Origin of the sequence: Lewinella sp. LCG006 (assembly GCF_040784935.1) — a bacterium.
GTDB lineage: Bacteria > Bacteroidota > Bacteroidia > Chitinophagales > Saprospiraceae > Lewinella.
The window spans coordinates 6,377,420-6,393,149 of the sequence record NZ_CP160680.1 but is presented as its reverse complement, the minus strand read 5'-3'; the positions used below and the strand labels follow the sequence as shown (position 1 = coordinate 6,393,149).

Below are 15,730 nucleotides of genomic sequence, written 5' to 3'. Positions count from 1 at the left end.
ATTTTAATTATTGTATTCTATTAGGTCGAGTAGCAAATCCACTGTTGAAGTTACTCCCACACCTTTCAGTAACTCCGACTCTGCTCTTGTAGCACTTAGGTATGCTCTGTAATACCGACTTCCCACTTTCTACCGCTTCTTTTAACCTGTTTTCTTTTCCAGTTCCAGGAATAAAACTTCCTACAGTCTCTGAAACATCGTAAAGAAAGTCAATAGAATTATCAAATCCTTCTTCACAAGGATCAATGTCTTCACTGCTTTGAGATGAAGCCCCTTCATTTGATTCTTGATTTGTTTCAGTCTGATTATCAATGTCAGACGTTAAATCAATGTTACTGTACGGTGTTCTATCTCCTGGTAAATCAATCGCTATTTTGAAACCTTGGTGATTTTGCGCTTTGATGTTTATTGCATTTACCATACACAGGAAGAACATTAAACACCCAATTGAAATTTTTGAAAAAACATTCATTTTAATAAAATTTTTTAATATTCCTGATCTATATCAGGAGGTCATCAATTAAATTATCATTTGCAAGTTCTTTAAGAAAGCCAACAATAATTTGACCTAATCAATACAAAACTTCACCAAATCAATATTTTCGTTTAGATTTTCTGTAACTTGAAGGTGTTATACCATAGCATTCTTTAAAAATTCTCGTAAAACTAGAGTGATTCTCATAACCTACATCGAAAGCAATAATTTCTATTTTATCATCAGTTGCCATCAATTTTTCACAAGCGATTCTCATTCTATATTTTAGCAAAAGCTCTTGAAATCCACAGCCGAATAGATAAATTAAGTCTTTGTATAGTTTTGCTTCACTAACTAACAATGCTCTTTTGACACGATTGACAGCAAAACTACTATCACTTAAATTTTCATCAAAAATCAATGCAACTTTTTCAAGGAATTTCTCCATTTCGGTATTAAGCGAATCAAATCTAACTATCAGAAATCTGGATAATTTCAGATCGTTTTCTTTACTAACAGTCTCTTTTGTCATTGTAGCTATATCTGCCATGTTTCTTACTCCAATTTCGAAGTATTTCTCTAGTCTTTCTATCTTTAACATAAAGTTGTTCTGATACAACATTATATTCGATTCCAAAGACATAGCATAAGCTTTAGCCTTGCTAACGCTAAAAATGAATCCTAAAACGCTAAAAAATAAGAATATCATGAAGATATAAGTAGTATTGCTCTCTTTACTCATATCTCCTTGAGTTATTCCTAGCATACTAAATACTTGCTTAGCATACCTTTGATCATCTGAATAATCAGAAAATTTCACAGTAAATCCTCCTGTATCCTTATCCCTACTTTTACATGTTTCACAATTTACTGAGCCACCAAAATCTATTTCATAAGATACCATCGCAGACATTTCGATCTGAATAAGAAAAAACAACAAAGAAAATGCTAGAACTCTCATAACGATATCATTTTGAACTTATATGAAATCCCATAGCCGTTTGATTATGAGAAGAATAATTATTTAATTGACGCTTAAACATTTTGTTCTCTATACTTTGAGTACATCCTGCCTGTGTTTAATTGGCACTAACTCAAGCTACAACGCAGGCTGACCAACGGGAAGCTTGACGGGGTAGCAAAGCTGGGCATAGCCCGGAGCTGATTAAGAATATAAACCTCCTAATATGAGCGATGCCCAAAACACCGAACTGCGCGCTAAGATAATACCCTAATGGTGATCAAATCTCGAAACGGAACCAGGCATCCTGGCTAATCCTTCTAAAGATAGATAAACTTTTCATTTTCGATTATCAGTAAGCGCGTAGTGAAAAAATCTTTCTACCCAGCTGCTGGTGGAAACAGCGGAGGGTTGTGCCCAGCTCAGCTTTAACGCATTGCACTAAATTCCCCTATCTCCGTCGCCTCTGTTGCGTATAAGCAGCCCCCTGCATGGACAAAATACGCATATTTCCGTTTCGCATAAGCAATCGCCGAAAATAAATTGTTGCACATATGTAGCAAATTGCGCATTGCGTTAAAGCAACCAACTGCCGTCTAGATAACAATATTCTTTGTTTTTAATGGAGCTGACGTACAAGGCCATCTACACCCTATTCCTTTCTTCTCCAACCATAAAAGCCTTGATATTAAGTACTACTTCCTCCATCAGCCGCTGGCGTGCCGCCTGGGTTGCCCATGCGACATGTGGGGTGATAATGCAGTTGGGCAAACCAATCAGCGGATGGTCTTTTTGGGGAGGTTCTTGCTGGAGAACGTCCAGGCCGGCACCGCTGATGATGTTTTCTTTGAGGCAAGCCGCTAGTTCTTCTTCGTTGACCAGGCCTCCACGTCCGGTATTGATCAGGAAACTTGGCTTGGGCATGCTACTCAGTAGGTTCCGACCTACTATTTCAAAGTTGTCTTCGTTGAGTGGAGCGTGTAGGCTTACGATGTTGCATTGTTGGAACAGTTCCTGGAGGCCGACGAATTTTACCCCTTCCATAGCATCGCGTTGCGGGTGTTTGTGGTGAGCCAATACCTCCATGCCGTGCGCTAATCCTACTTTGGCGACGGCCTGTCCGATCCTCCCAAAGCCGTAAATGCCCAGCTTCAGGGTGCTTAGCTCAGGAATCGTCCCCAAAGTATAGGAGAAGTCGGGGCAGCTAAACCAGTCGCCTGCTTTTACGGATTGATCGTGGGCACCGACCCGGCTCGTCAACGCCAAAATCATTGCGAAAACGTGCTGAGCCACTGCCGGGGTGCTATATCCAGCAACGTTAGCCACCGGAATACCACTCTCGGCGGCGGCTTCCAGATCTATATTGTTGTAGCCCGTAGCAGATACGGCAATGAAGCGCAAATGTGGCAGCTTACTTAGCGTCTCACGGTCAATGATCTGTTTATTAACGATAATAATCTCTGCCTGTGCTGCTCTTTCATGAACTAAATTTGCGGGCGTGCGCTCATAGATGTGAACGGTTCCGAGGGTCTCCAATGCGGACCAGCTCAAATCTCCAGGGTTAAGGGTATGGCCATCAAGGACAACGATATTAGGCATAAGGCAGTGTTTTTTCTAGCAGACTTGGCTGTTTGACAATGCGTTTCAGATAAGCAAACAATTGCCCTCCGTGGGAGGCGTCAATCATGCGGTGATCCATTGCGATGGCGACTTTCATAATGGTACGGATGCAGATTTCGCCGTCAACCACCCAAGGCTTTTCCTGGATACCGCCGAGGATCAAGACAAAAGGTACATTGGCTACAGGAAAGAGGGCGGGGTAACCTACATCTAAGCCCAGACTGCCGATATTGGACACCACAAAGGAACCAAAACGATGGGTAGACAAGCCAGGCAGATCTATGCCCCAGCGGATATTGAGCAAATAAATGAGTCGATAAACCCATTGCCGGAAGGGCCAGGGGATACTTCCCAGACCATTTTTCAGTTTTTCACTTTCATCATTTTGTTGACGAGCAATTTTTATCTTATTACTCAATTGTTCCACCGTTTCTTCCAGGCTCAACTTATCGACGTTTTCCAGTTTCACAGAGCCCATCTGGCCCTTAGGTAGGAGCACACTGACCATGGCATCAATCTGGGGGTGTAATTCCACTTTTCCACGCCGAATGAAACTGTTCATCTCGGGTATTTTTTCGGCGATAGCGCGGGCGGTAGCCAAGGTGAAAACATGGGTAGGTGTAAGTTTGAGTCCTTCGCTCCGTTTTTGCTGGATAAAAGTATTGAGATCGGTAATATCAAACTCCACGGAACCGATGATTTTGGAGTCGTTGGGCTTTTGGTAAATGGTAGAAGCCGTTTTTCGCCACGGCGTATTCAGGGCATTGCTTTCCATGCTGTGGGCTTAAATCAACTTTTCGAGATTGTGAACGATCACCAATTGCATTTCTTTTAGATGTTTTGTTTTGAACAACAGTTGTTCAACAACCGTCAATTCAATCAGGAAGGTCTCCGGATTGAATGCTTGGGTATAAGCATCGTTAAAGTAAAACCTGAAGTCATCAAAGTTGGAGCAGCGTAGTAACTTGTAATGTTGGTCGCGGACATCAAAAACCAGAAGGTAGCCAAATTGAGGAAGAGGGAAGGGAGGGTCTATTTTTAAAAACACTGGAAAATCCAGGTAAGTGGCCTGAAGCATCCCAAAAAGATTGGCCTCAAAAAGTGGATAATAATAACGGCGTGAAGAAATGTTCACTTCTGCCAGGGCAGCATGTGCAGCGGCTAATTGTAGCTCCATTTGCTTCAAAGGAATCTCCTTGTCCGAAAACGTTGCGTAAGGTTCCCAACTATTGTTGGACAAGCGGAGGTAATCTACATCTCCAATCCGAAGTTTGTAATCGAAACGATCATAGCCGGGTACGACATAGCCCGGGTAATAGTAGCGAATATCGTGCTGGCGGCAATAGTCCATTTCCAATAGCATGGTATAATAGCCGATGCTATGGTGGGCATAATCAGGATCGTAGACCCCCAGAATACTAGCCACACTGTCTTTGCCAAGGTCAAAAAAGCTCAACCCCACGAGTCGATCTCCATCGTAAATTTGACTTTCCATGGTTTGGAAAGTATTGTATTCTTCGCCATCCAATAAGCTGTCGAGCAAGGATCGGGCGATGAAGCCGTGGAAGTGTTTTTTGTACTTTTGGTACAAGGCTTCCTTCTCCGGTGTAAGCTCCAGCGGAGCGTATTTGATGTAAAAACGTTCGGCATTCCGGCGCATCAATTTGCGCTGACCTTTACGGAATTCATGATTACTCATCAACAACCTGACCCAAATTGCGGAATACAATTGCTCCCCGAAGCATAGAAAATGGGTCGTAAAGATAGACTGCCCCATTCGGTACCAACCTTTGGCCAGGTATTCGTCCAGAGAAGTGCCAACTACGGCTTCAGGATAATGCTTTTCCGCAAAAAAACTCATAAAGGCAAGTGTGTGACAAGTGTGTGACAGGCAAAGAAACAGGTTTTTCTTGAGAAGATTAGAGTAGAAGGTAGAGGGATTTTAATAAGGCTAGTAGAAAAGTCTAGCTAATAGACTTGTTCTGCCGGGGCAGTTTGGTGGGAAAATCGATGCATTATCGACCACGCGAAGCCTTTTTTTAGGAGCCTAGCCACAGCTAAGCGACTAAAAAAAGGCACAGTGTGGGAAGATAAGGCGCGATTTGCCCCCGAAATGATCCCGGCAGAACAAGTCTAATATTCACGTGGAGAAAGATTTTGCTGCTGGGGGAGAAGGTGCCCCTGTAGTTTTAGGAGGTACTCGGCCACACTAGCGGTGCGAAATAACAATTTCCTCAGCTCCAAAACGTAGCGGAAAAGCGGATGACCTTTAGGAGCTTGTTCGAAGAAGGTGATCATCCGATTGAAATCACAAGCCCAGCATTCGTAAGCATCCAGGTCAATGTTGTAAGTGGCTACCCAGCATTTTTGAGCTACCGGACAGTGGAGTAACAAGAAGAAAGGTTGCTCCAAGAGTTTGTAAACCCCTTTTTGCATCATCTGCATTTCAAAAAAGACATATTGGTACAGCGGCGCACGGTACTCAAAACTTTCAAGGCCATGCTGCAATTGCTCAGTATGATCGAGGATAAGCGTCAATGGGCCGTGTTTAGCAATATCAAAAGTGCTGTAGGGGAGCCATTGTCTACTTTGTAGACTCCAAAAATCTATATTACCAATCTTAGCTTTGTAGTCAAAAAGAGGCGTGTCTGGAGAAATGTAACCAGGATAGTAATATTTTATACCGTTTTTTTTGCACCATTCTAATTCCAACAACATGGTATAGGTCCCAAGGCTGTAATCCTTGTAAGCTGGATGGTAGATGCCAGCTTTGCTGTATACACTGTCTTGTCCGCAGTCAAAAAAGCTGAAGGCAACGAGTTCCTCCCCTTTGTAAACGGCACATTCCAGGGTATTGAAAATCCGCCGTCCGTCGAATTCGGTGTGGATATGTAGTTCTTCAATACTCTTGGTCGGGTTGGCTAAAAGGTATTGCTCGTTCACCCGAAGTTTTTCCCTGGTGATTTCTGCTCTGCGGATTTCTACACGAAAAATACCATTGTTCTTACGCAATAGCTTGCGCTGACTTTTCCGCCACTGGTGAGTGGCCAGCGCAAGTCGGGTAGGTACGACACTAAAAATTTCGCCCAACTCCAGTTGGATAAAATCAGCGGTATAAATTCTTTGTCCTAATGGGCGCCAGCCTCGAGCGAGATATTCGTCAAGTTCGGCGGCGCTAAAATTGGTAGGCGCTAATATCGATGAAGGCATATATCGTTTTTCCTCAGGAAACCCTAATCAGAATTTCCATCTTTTCATCTCCTTTTCTCAAACTACAAAGATAATAGATGTTGCTGGATTGTGGTATTGGTTGGGGGAATTTGTGTTCGCTTCGCTTACGGAGGTGTTCGTCCCGATTCCTCTGGACTCACGGTAGTGCTCGCTTCGCTCACGGTGGTGTTCTCCCGATTCTCGGGATCATCCCGATCCCTCGGGATTCGCAGTTTTTTAAGGATGGAGACTGTTTTTCATGAGGCCATACGTACACCTCGCCAAATTAAACGGAACCACAGGCTTTAGTTGAACCCCCACCGCGAGCGTCAGCGAGCACCCCCTCACGAGCGCGAGCGAGTATCTCCGTGATCCCGAGAATCGGGAGAAAACTCCCGCGAGTTCCGAGCCATCGGAACGAGCACTAATAAACGATCGAAATATCCCCTTGAATCTGGCTACTCGTCCCGTTGATCCAGATCAGTTCTGCGGAATAGATGTAAACGCCAGAAGGGAGTAATTCCCCATTGTAGCGGCCATTCCAGGCTCGGTCAGAACTATTGGGCGCGAGGTCCTTGGCTTCGTAGACCAATGCTCCCCATCGGTCAAAAATACGGAGGGTAGCGATATTGGCAATTGATCCTTTATCGTAGATGATAAAACGATCGTTGCTGCCATCTTCATTCGGAGAGATGGCATTGGGGATGTAAACGGCCCCTTCGGGGCGAACCGTGACCAGGAGGGAGGCTTCGGCTTCGCAGCCGTTTTGGTCGCGAATGAGCAAGGTGTAGTTGGTCGTTTGTTCAGGTTGTAGTAGCCACTGCTTGTTACTTACTTGCAAACTATCTGGCAGTGGTGGAAACCAAATAAGGGTGTCCAAAAGCTCTACCGGAGGGTTGCTGATGACAGAAATGGTTACGGTTTGTCCCAGGGTAATGATCTCCTCCTGGTTAGATTGGAGTTCGAGCATGGGGTTGGTCGGCGCAGGAAGGATGGCGTCTTCGCTGCTTTCACAACCACCGGCATCCTGTAACTGTACCGTGTAATTGCCGGGGCTTAATGCCGAAAATTGGTCTACTTGCACAAAGTTTTCCCCATCAATACTGGCGAGAAAAGGAGGGGTACCGCCTTGAACGTTTTCGATCAAAAGCTGGCCGTTGTCTGGATCAAGACAGGGGGCCGGTATTGCCACGAGAGAGAAATTGAAGTCGCCACTCAAATCTTCAACCAGGGTAGTCGCTTCTGCGGTACAGTTGGTGTTTTCATCTCTTACGACCAGGCGATAGGTGCCTGGCTGATCTACTTCAAGGCCAATGCCAAATTGACTGACCAATGAAAGTCCATTCCGGTACCATTCGTAAACAATGTTGTTGCCTGTGCTGGTGTTGGCCCCTGTTAGGGTGAAATCCCGGACGATACAATCAAGGGTTGCCGTTGCCGGTAAATCAGCAACTGGGTTAAGGTTGATCGTGAAAGATTGGAAGGTAGTATCATTGGGACAGGCCGCTCCGCCATTAGCTACATATATATAGGTGTAGTTGCCGGCCTGATTGGTCATGAATTGGGTAAGTCCTCCATTGGTGTTGAGTGTTCCGGTGTTGGGACCACTGAAGTAGCTCCACTGCCCTCCGGGGTCTTCGTTGGTGAGCAATGTGCTCAAACCTACCGTCGCAATGCTGCCAGGGGCAATGCAGGTGGTAAAAACCCCAGAGCTACCCGCATTTGGAGGCGTGGCGATGGTAAACTGACCATTGGAAGAGGAAGAACAACTATTGGTAGCTACGGTGTACGCCAGCGTATGAATTCCATTGGCCAAGGTCGCAGGATTAAAGGTGTTAATCGTATTTCCATCCAAAGTCCAGACGCCACCGGTGTTGGCAGTAGGAGAGAGGTAGCTATCAGGATCAATGGTAGATGCTGCTCCACAAATTTGATTTGGGACAACCACCTCGGAAACCAGTTCCGTAACATTGATCGCTACGCTGGCGGTAGTGGTACAGTATGCCTGGAAACTAATGTCATCCAGGGCAAAATCATTGCCAGCGGGTGTGAAATTGGTGTTTACCACACAAATCTCCACCGAAGTGGTAGCTCCAGAAGACCATTGTGCGGAGAACTGCTGCCAGTTGCAGGTAGCAGCGCTCGCATTAAAGGGCGAACCCAGTTGGGTGCCGTTGACCGAAAATTGCAACTGTGCCGGATTTTGCGAAGTTACCGAGGTCACCCAGGCACTAAAGAAATAGTCGGTATTCGGAGCTACGGTAATGTTTTGGCACCAGATATTACTGGCGTCACCACTGGCGTTTACCACCATCATGTTACCACCACCGGTATGGTCGTTGCAATTGGCAAACTGGTTGTGGGTCGTTCCTGCATTGGTGGCAATGGCGTATTGCCCCTCGTTGCTCAGCAAGCCTACGCCACCACCAGTACCGTAAATATAATCACTGGTAAAACCACTGTCGCCAGCGCTGAAGTCACCGTTTGTGATGAGGTTGTCATTCGAAAGGCTGACAACGCTTAAGGTGTAAACCGTAGAATCCGTAACATTGGCCGTCGTGATCAGTTGATCAGGATCGCTAAGACCTGTTGTTGGGCTCCAGGTGAAAGACTCATAGCTTCCAGAAATGACAGGAATCAAAACACTTGAACCGGGGGCACAGAGGTTGACCTCGGGATTGAGATCAATTGTGATATTGCAATTCTGGCTCCAGCAAATGCTGTAGAGCGTCAGGAAAAGTACAGTAAAAAATGGTTTCATGTAGACGATGGATTTAAAGACTAAACTTTAGCCTTACCAAATTTTGGTTGCGATTCAGGTAGTGAAACGCATAAATTCATCCTTAAGACATACTCAGGTGGCAAATATACGGAAATTTGATAGAAAGTTTATGCTTCAAAATCTTCTTCATCACCAAGATTTAGGCGAGCACCAGCAAGTTCGCTGAGTGCATGTTGGTCACCGATGCTGCGTGCTACTTTCATGCCCTCCGTATAAGTGTCCCATGCTGTTTTTTGCTGCAGCAAAACTTCATAGAGTTTACCCAGATGGTAGTAAAGCCCTACGTAATCAGCTTGCTTTTCTTTGAGTTCTAAATAATGCTGAAGTGCTGTATCCAACTGTCCAAGCCCTTCGTATTCCTTGGCTAAAGCAAAGAGAATGAACGGGTCATTGGGAGCATCTTGGTAAAAAGAAAGTAATTGTGATAATCGAGCTGAACTCATAGCAAGGAAAAATGTTTTAAATCAAGTTAGCGAAAATTCGCTAACTCTGTTTCAATTAGCGTCCAATTTAACTATATTTGCGGTGCTTCAATAAAACCTCATAAGAAATGAAATTACTGGTTTGCGTCAGTAAAACGCCAGAGACCACCACAAAGATTACTTTTAATGGTGATCAGACCGCTCTCGACACGAGCGGTGTACAATATATTATGAACCCCTACGACGAATGGTACGCCCTGGTTCGTGCCCTGGAGCTCAAAGAAGCTTTGGGAACCGGCACGGTAACCATCATCAATGTTGGTCCTGCTGCCAATGATGCCGTTATCCGCAAAGGACTAGCCATTGGTGCCGACGAGGCTGTACGTATCGATAAAGAAGGGGAGAGTAGCCTGGATGTCGCGCAGCAAATCGCGGCCTACGCGAAAGAAAATAACTTCGATATCGTATTCTTCGGTAAAGAAACCATTGATTACAACGGTTCTGAAGTTGGTGCAATGACCGCAGAGTTGTTGGATATGCCTTTTATTTCTTTTGCTACCAAGCTAGAAATGGCGGGCAATACCGCTACCATTACCCGCGATATTGAGGGAGGAGAAGAAACGCTCGAAGTAGCTACGCCATTTGCACTCAGCGCAGCCAAAGGTCTTGCCGAACAACGGATTCCAAACATGAAAGGAATCATGATGGCTAAGCGTAAGCCATTGAATGTGGTAGCACCCGCCGCCACAACCAATCACACCAAAGTCCTGAAATACGACCTCCCAGCGGAGAAGTCAGCCGTAAAACTGGTTGATCCAGAAAACATGGACGAATTGGTGCGCTTGCTGAGCGAAGAAGCCAAGGTGATCTAAAGGGATCAGATCGCGCTCATTGTAATCCATTTTAAAGCATATTCCTTCGGGAAAGAAAATATAAAATCATGGTTCTAGTATTTGCCGAAAGTGTAAACGGAACATTCAAAAAAGCAGCTTTCGAAGCAGTAACTTATGGTTACCGAACTGCTGAAGTGCTGGGTGTTACCTGTGAAGCCATCGTGCTGGGTAAGGCCGATGGTGCTGGTGTTTTAGGAAAATATGGTGCTGCCAAGGTTCACCATGTAGCAGCTGATAGCCTTAACCAATTAGACGGCCAAGTATACGCAGCAGTGATTGCAGCGGCGGTTGAAAAGTTGGGTGCCAAGGTGGTGATCATGAGTCACACCTCTACCGGTAAGTCTATTTTAGGCCGTCTAGCAGCCAGACTCAATGCGGGTTCTGTACCAGCTGCCAATGCGATTCCTACCAACGAAGGCGGTGTATTTGCGGTACGTAAACCTGTATATTCAGGGAAAGCATTTGCCAATATTGCCATCACCTCTGATGTGAAATTGGTATCGGTTACCGGCAACTCTATTCCTCCGGTAGTTGTGGCGGAAGAAGTTGGTGTAAGCGCATTAGATGTTGCTGTACCTGCAAGTCGCATCACCGTGAAAGATGTATCACGCATGGAAGGCGTCACACCACTGCCTGAAGCTGAACTGGTAGTATCTGCTGGTCGTGGAATGAAAGGCCCGGAAAACTGGGGTATTATCGAAGAATTGGCCGAGGTTCTCGGTGCTACTACTGCCTGCTCTCGTCCGGTATCGGATGTGGGTTGGCGCCCTCACCACGAGCACGTTGGACAAACGGGTATCGCTATCCGCCCCAATCTGTACATTGCTGCCGGTATCTCCGGTGCTATCCAGCATTTGGCAGGGGTCAATAGTTCAAAAACCATCGTTGTGATCAACAAGGACCCGGAAGCTCCCTTTTTCAAGGCGGCTGACTACGGTGTCGTAGGCGATCTTTTTGATGTGGTACCACGCCTGACGGAAGCTATCCGTAAGCACAAGCAAGGGTAGAGAAGAAAAGTCGGGAGTGCGAAGTCGGAAGTCGGAAATTAAGAAATTGATGACTTTGAGCTTACTAGCCGCAGCATTTTTATGATGCAGAAAAAAGCGTTATTTACTGAATGTCAGTAGATAACGCTTTTTCTTGTCAAGAAACCGTGTAAGCCAAGTCCTGAAAGGACGATATTTAAAGGGGTGGGAAGTAAGTCCTATCCCCTCTGTGGAAAGATCGACTTTGGCAAAATCAAATCCCTATACCTTATACCCCGTACTTTGTACGGTGAATTTTGCCTGGTGTAAAGCTGACTTTTATATACCCCATAAAGGCAAAATCACCTTACTTATACCCATACTTCCCCTTCCACCAAGCAGCCAGCTGCTGCCATATTTTCTTTTCAGCAGGGTTGTTCTGAGGCTTATAAAATGCTTTCCCCTTGATTTCTTCCGGCAGGAATTCCTGTTCAATAAAATTACCGGGATAATCGTGGGCGTATTTGTAGCCCACACCGTAATCCAGATCTTTCATCAGTCGGGTGGGAGCATTGCGCAAGTGGAGTGGGACACCAAGGGTACCCGTTTCTTTTACCGTCTGCTGTGCTTGATTGATAGCCAGGTAACTGGCGTTGCTCTTTGGGGAGGTTGCCAGGTAAACTGCCGCCTGAGAGAGGATGATACGAGATTCGGGAAAGCCTACGGCCTGGGCAGCCTGGAAGGCTGTTGTCGCCATCAACAAAGCATTAGGGTTGGCCAAGCCAATGTCTTCAGAAGCCGAAATAATCAACCGACGCGCAATGAATTTCACATCTTCGCCCCCTTCAATCAAGCGCGCAAGCCAGTAAACAGCGGCATTGGGGTCACTACCGCGGATGCTTTTGATCAGGGCACTGGCAATGTCGTAGTGTTGTTCGCCGCCCTTGTCAAAGCGGGTCATGTTTTCCTGTACGCGTTTACGAACAAGCTCGTTGTCAATAACAAGTTTTTCGCCGGGCTGAACCTCGCTGCAAACCAGTTCAAGGATGTTGTAAAGCCTCCTTCCGTCGCCACCGCAGAGGTGGAGCATGGCCTCGTACTCCTTCACTTCAATGGCTTGTTTACTCAGGTACTCGTCTTCTTTGAGTGCTTTGTCTACCATGGTCTTCAGATCCTCCGCGCCAAGCTCCTTGAGGATATAAACCTGAGCACGCGAAAGCAAAGCTGCATTGACTTCGAAGCTGGGGTTTTCTGTAGTGGCACCTACCAGGGTGACAATGCCTTGTTCAACGGCCCCCAGCAGACTGTCTTGCTGAGACTTGCTAAAACGGTGAATCTCATCTATAAACAACACCGGATTCGGCTGGTCGAAAAACTGGGTACGGCGAGCCTTTTCAATGGTTTCCCGAATATCTTTTACGCCAGCGTTGATGGCACTGAGGGTAAAAAAAGGAATATCCAATTCGTTGGCGATGATCTTGGCCAAGGTGGTTTTTCCTACGCCAGGAGGACCCCACAAAATAAAAGAAGGCAAGCGCCCCGAACGAATGGCACGCTCTAAAACGGCTCCGGGAGCTACCAGGTGATCTTGCCCTACGTAATCCTCCAATTGACGCGGACGCATGCGCTCGGCGAGTGGTTTCATGATAAAGAAAAATTAGGGTGCTAAAGTAGGAAATTTATAAACGCTAACACAATTTGTAGGGTTTTGGTGGTTGTTTGTGTAAAAAAAGAGTTTTTTATTACCTTTCAGGAGCTAAGAACAATAAAGTGATAGACTAAAAAAACGCTTTTCTCATGAGTTATTGATAGACAGCATGAAGCTGCTCGGGGTTGATATATTCAGGGAAAAGATCGGAGGAGAACAACACGTACTGACAAATTGTAATTATGCATATCAATGCCTTTGTGAACATTATTATGGAACGCCTGCAAATTGCCGCTGATCCGGAGCGTGCACAGCAAATGGCGGCGTACATGCGTGATCAGTTTACGTTCTTAGGGGTAAAAGCCCCGATTAGGAAAGAGATCGTCAAGGGTGTTTTGAAAGAATTCGGAAGGCCTCCAATAGCGGATTGGGATAAGTTGGCTAAGTTGTGTTTCGCGAAAAATACACCGCGTGAGCTTCAATATGTTTTGGGCGATATACTTGTACCGTTAAAAAAGAAGCTGCCCGAATCTATGTTGCCTACAATAGAGACCTTGATACTCACCACTTCCTGGTGGGATACGGTCGACTGGTTGGCTCCACATCTGGCCGCAGCCATTATGCTTGATAAGGAGGACCTAACGCGCGAGGTCACCGAGCGCTGGATCAATTCCGAGAACATCTGGTTGCAACGCTCCGCCATTATTTTCCAACTCCATTACAAGCATAAAACCAACGAAACACGCTTGTTTGATTACATCCTCAGTCGCTCCGATAGCAAGGAGTTTTTTGTGCAAAAAGGTGCTGGCTGGGCTTTGCGACAGTATTCAAAAATAGCCCCCCGGCAGGTCGCCACCTTTATAGAACAGCACGTTTTGCCCCCATTGACGGTAAGGGAAGGGCTGAAGATTTTAGCTAAGGAGTGGTAGGTGGAGGGTGTTGATTAAAGTCGGAAGTGGGATCCCGAGGTGTCGGGAGGAAGTCGGAATTATTTCAAATGCAAGGTGTAAATGTTGGATGAGTGTAAAGGTAGGTTGTACAATCTAGCGTGATATACACGTTACGGTTTTAGCGTGAATTCACGACCCACCCCAACCCCTCCCTAGCAGGCGAGGGGCTTTCGTGTATGAATGAAATCATTTCATAATCAATATTTTATGTGCTTCAAGTTCTCCCTCCATTATAAGGGAGGGAGTTAGAGGGTGGGTCGTGAACACAGGCCTAAAAGCGTCTCAGGCCATCAGATTGTACTGCCTATGTGTAAGGGGGTAAAGGTTGTTTTGAGCTTCTTGCTAGGGAATTGCCACATTTTGCCTGTTCTTAAACACTATTAGGAAATAGATCCAATAAAAATCTCCCAATGATTAGCCCCACGACGAATAAGTTGAAAAGATTGAATTTGTGTCTGAGGTTAAAGCTAGTTTTCATCAAGCCAATCAGCATAACGAATCCAAAGATTACTAAGCATAGTTTGTTGAGTAACTGCATAGATGGTAAAACCCTTACACTTTTACACCCGTCCACCCGTCCAACCCCTCCATCACCCCGCCAATTTAGCAATCAAAACCCCGGCAGCTACGGCCGAGCCGATGACACCAGCAATATTACTAGCCATGGCGTATTGGAGGATGTGGTTGCGAGGATCGTGCTTGAGAGCGATTTCATTGGCGACGCGGGAGGCCATTGGTACCGCACTTAAACCAGTAGCTCCAATAAGTGGGTTGATCTTTTTGGTAACGAACAAGTTGTGAATCTTGACGGCAGCGATCCCTCCGAAGATAGAAATGGCAAAAGCCAGGAATCCGCCGGCGATAATCAAAAGGGTTTGGCCGTCGAGGAAGGTGGTGGCGGTCATGGTGGCACCGATGGAGAGACCCAGGAAGATGGTGGCCGCATTCATGATGGTCTCCGAGGCCGCTACGAAAAGCCGATTGGTGCTGGAGCCTACTTCCTTGATCAGGTTGCCAAAGAGCAACAGGCCCAGCAAGGGTGCTGCCGCCGGCACAATGATGGCCACCAGGATGGTTAAAATAATGGGAAAAAGGATTTTTACCCGTCGCATGTTTTTGATTTCATAGCGATTGGGGTACAAACGGTCTTGTTCCTTCATGTTGATCTTCAACTCGCTATCACTGACCGTAAATCGAACGACAAGGGGTATGATTACGGGCACCAAGGCCATGTAACTATAGGCCGCAATGGCGATGGGTCCCAACAATTGAGGCGCCAAAACGATGCTGGTGTAAATGGCTGTCGGCCCATCCGCTCCTCCGATGATGCCCAGGGCACCCGCTTCCTGCGGTGTAAATCCTAAAAGGATGGCTCCAATCAAGACTGTAAATATGCCCAATTGGGCGGCCGCACCAAAAAAAGCCAGTTTCAGGTTGCGCAGCATGGGTCCAAAGTCGGTCATGGCCCCCACTCCTAAAAAGATGAGCGGCGGCAACAAGCCACTTTTGATGAGGGTGTAGTACAGCAGGTTCATAATACCATACTTTTCCGTCAGCTTGAGCAAACTCAATTTGGCGATCTCGGGATCTTCGGCAATGGTCATCACTGCCATCTTCCCTCCCGGGATATTCGCCAACAAAACACCGAAGCCAATGGGAATCAACAGCAAGGGCTCGTATCCTTTGTAAATCCCTAAATAGAGCAGCAACAATGCCAATGCGAGCATCAGCAAAATTCCTGGCTGAGCAATGATCTCGCCCAGGGCGCTCATTTCGTAGAGGCTATAGAAAAAATCCATGGATC

At 46.1% G+C, this 15,730-nt stretch carries 13 protein-coding genes; 3 read left to right on the top strand and 10 right to left on the bottom strand.

Annotated features, from left to right (window positions below; translation table 11 throughout):
- Positions 1–7: 7 nt before the first annotated feature.
- The 8 genes from AB0L18_RS23285 to AB0L18_RS23250 all read right to left on the bottom strand — a co-directional run bounded on the left by AB0L18_RS23285 (position 8) and on the right by AB0L18_RS23250 (position 9,491).
- Entirely contained in the window at positions 8–472 is a 465-nt protein-coding gene (locus AB0L18_RS23285; protein WP_367389726.1) for a hypothetical protein, read from the bottom strand.
- A 121-nt stretch (positions 473–593) separates the two neighbouring features.
- Positions 594–1,436 (bottom strand): helix-turn-helix domain-containing protein, encoded by an 843-nt coding sequence (locus tag AB0L18_RS23280; RefSeq protein ID WP_367389725.1) that lies wholly within the window; start codon positions 1,434–1,436, stop codon positions 594–596.
- Between the two features lie 645 nt (positions 1,437–2,081).
- Positions 2,082–3,035, bottom strand: a complete 954-nt coding sequence (locus AB0L18_RS23275; RefSeq protein ID WP_367389724.1) for a D-2-hydroxyacid dehydrogenase — start codon at positions 3,033–3,035, stop codon at positions 2,082–2,084.
- Complete coding sequence (locus AB0L18_RS23270) at positions 3,028–3,831, bottom strand: 2-oxo acid dehydrogenase subunit E2 (RefSeq protein WP_367389723.1); 804 nt, start codon at positions 3,829–3,831, stop codon at positions 3,028–3,030. The genes AB0L18_RS23275 and AB0L18_RS23270 overlap by 8 nt, the downstream gene beginning before the upstream one ends.
- A 9-nt stretch (positions 3,832–3,840) precedes the next feature.
- The gene (locus AB0L18_RS23265) at positions 3,841–4,917 is read right to left on the bottom strand and encodes a GNAT family N-acetyltransferase (protein ID WP_367389722.1); all 1,077 of its coding nucleotides are present in this window, start codon (positions 4,915–4,917) and stop codon (positions 3,841–3,843) included.
- A gap of 272 nt (positions 4,918–5,189) precedes the next feature.
- The gene (locus AB0L18_RS23260) at positions 5,190–6,266 is read right to left on the bottom strand and encodes a GNAT family N-acetyltransferase (RefSeq protein ID WP_367389721.1); all 1,077 of its coding nucleotides are present in this window, start codon (positions 6,264–6,266) and stop codon (positions 5,190–5,192) included.
- Positions 6,267–6,690: 424 nt separating this feature from the next.
- The gene (locus tag AB0L18_RS23255; protein WP_367389720.1) at positions 6,691–9,027 is read right to left on the bottom strand and encodes a gliding motility-associated C-terminal domain-containing protein; all 2,337 of its coding nucleotides are present in this window, start codon (positions 9,025–9,027) and stop codon (positions 6,691–6,693) included.
- A 128-nt stretch (positions 9,028–9,155) separates the two neighbouring features.
- The gene (locus AB0L18_RS23250) at positions 9,156–9,491 is read right to left on the bottom strand and encodes a tetratricopeptide repeat protein (protein ID WP_367389719.1); all 336 of its coding nucleotides are present in this window, start codon (positions 9,489–9,491) and stop codon (positions 9,156–9,158) included.
- A gap of 107 nt (positions 9,492–9,598) precedes the next feature.
- On the opposite strand from AB0L18_RS23250, the gene AB0L18_RS23245 reads away from it, so the two are divergent.
- Both AB0L18_RS23245 and AB0L18_RS23240 read left to right on the top strand, forming a co-directional pair.
- Entirely contained in the window at positions 9,599–10,342 is a 744-nt protein-coding gene (locus AB0L18_RS23245) for an electron transfer flavoprotein beta subunit/FixA family protein (RefSeq protein WP_367389718.1), read from the top strand.
- A 68-nt stretch (positions 10,343–10,410) separates the two neighbouring features.
- The gene (locus AB0L18_RS23240) at positions 10,411–11,370 is read left to right on the top strand and encodes an electron transfer flavoprotein subunit alpha/FixB family protein (protein WP_367389717.1); all 960 of its coding nucleotides are present in this window, start codon (positions 10,411–10,413) and stop codon (positions 11,368–11,370) included.
- A 325-nt stretch (positions 11,371–11,695) separates the two neighbouring features.
- Here the strand turns inward: AB0L18_RS23240 and AB0L18_RS23235 are convergent, their stop codons facing one another.
- Positions 11,696–12,973, bottom strand: a complete 1,278-nt coding sequence (locus AB0L18_RS23235; RefSeq protein ID WP_367389716.1) for a replication-associated recombination protein A — start codon at positions 12,971–12,973, stop codon at positions 11,696–11,698.
- A gap of 245 nt (positions 12,974–13,218) precedes the next feature.
- Between AB0L18_RS23235 and AB0L18_RS23230 the strand changes: the two genes are divergently transcribed.
- Complete coding sequence (locus AB0L18_RS23230) at positions 13,219–13,905, top strand: DNA alkylation repair protein (RefSeq protein WP_367389715.1); 687 nt, start codon at positions 13,219–13,221, stop codon at positions 13,903–13,905.
- Between the two features lie 611 nt (positions 13,906–14,516).
- On the opposite strand, the gene AB0L18_RS23225 is transcribed toward AB0L18_RS23230, so the two are convergent.
- Positions 14,517–15,725: a sodium ion-translocating decarboxylase subunit beta gene (locus tag AB0L18_RS23225; RefSeq protein WP_367389714.1), complete on the bottom strand. Its 1,209-nt coding sequence runs from the start codon at positions 15,723–15,725 to the stop codon at positions 14,517–14,519.
- Between the last annotated feature and the right edge of the window lie 5 nt (positions 15,726–15,730).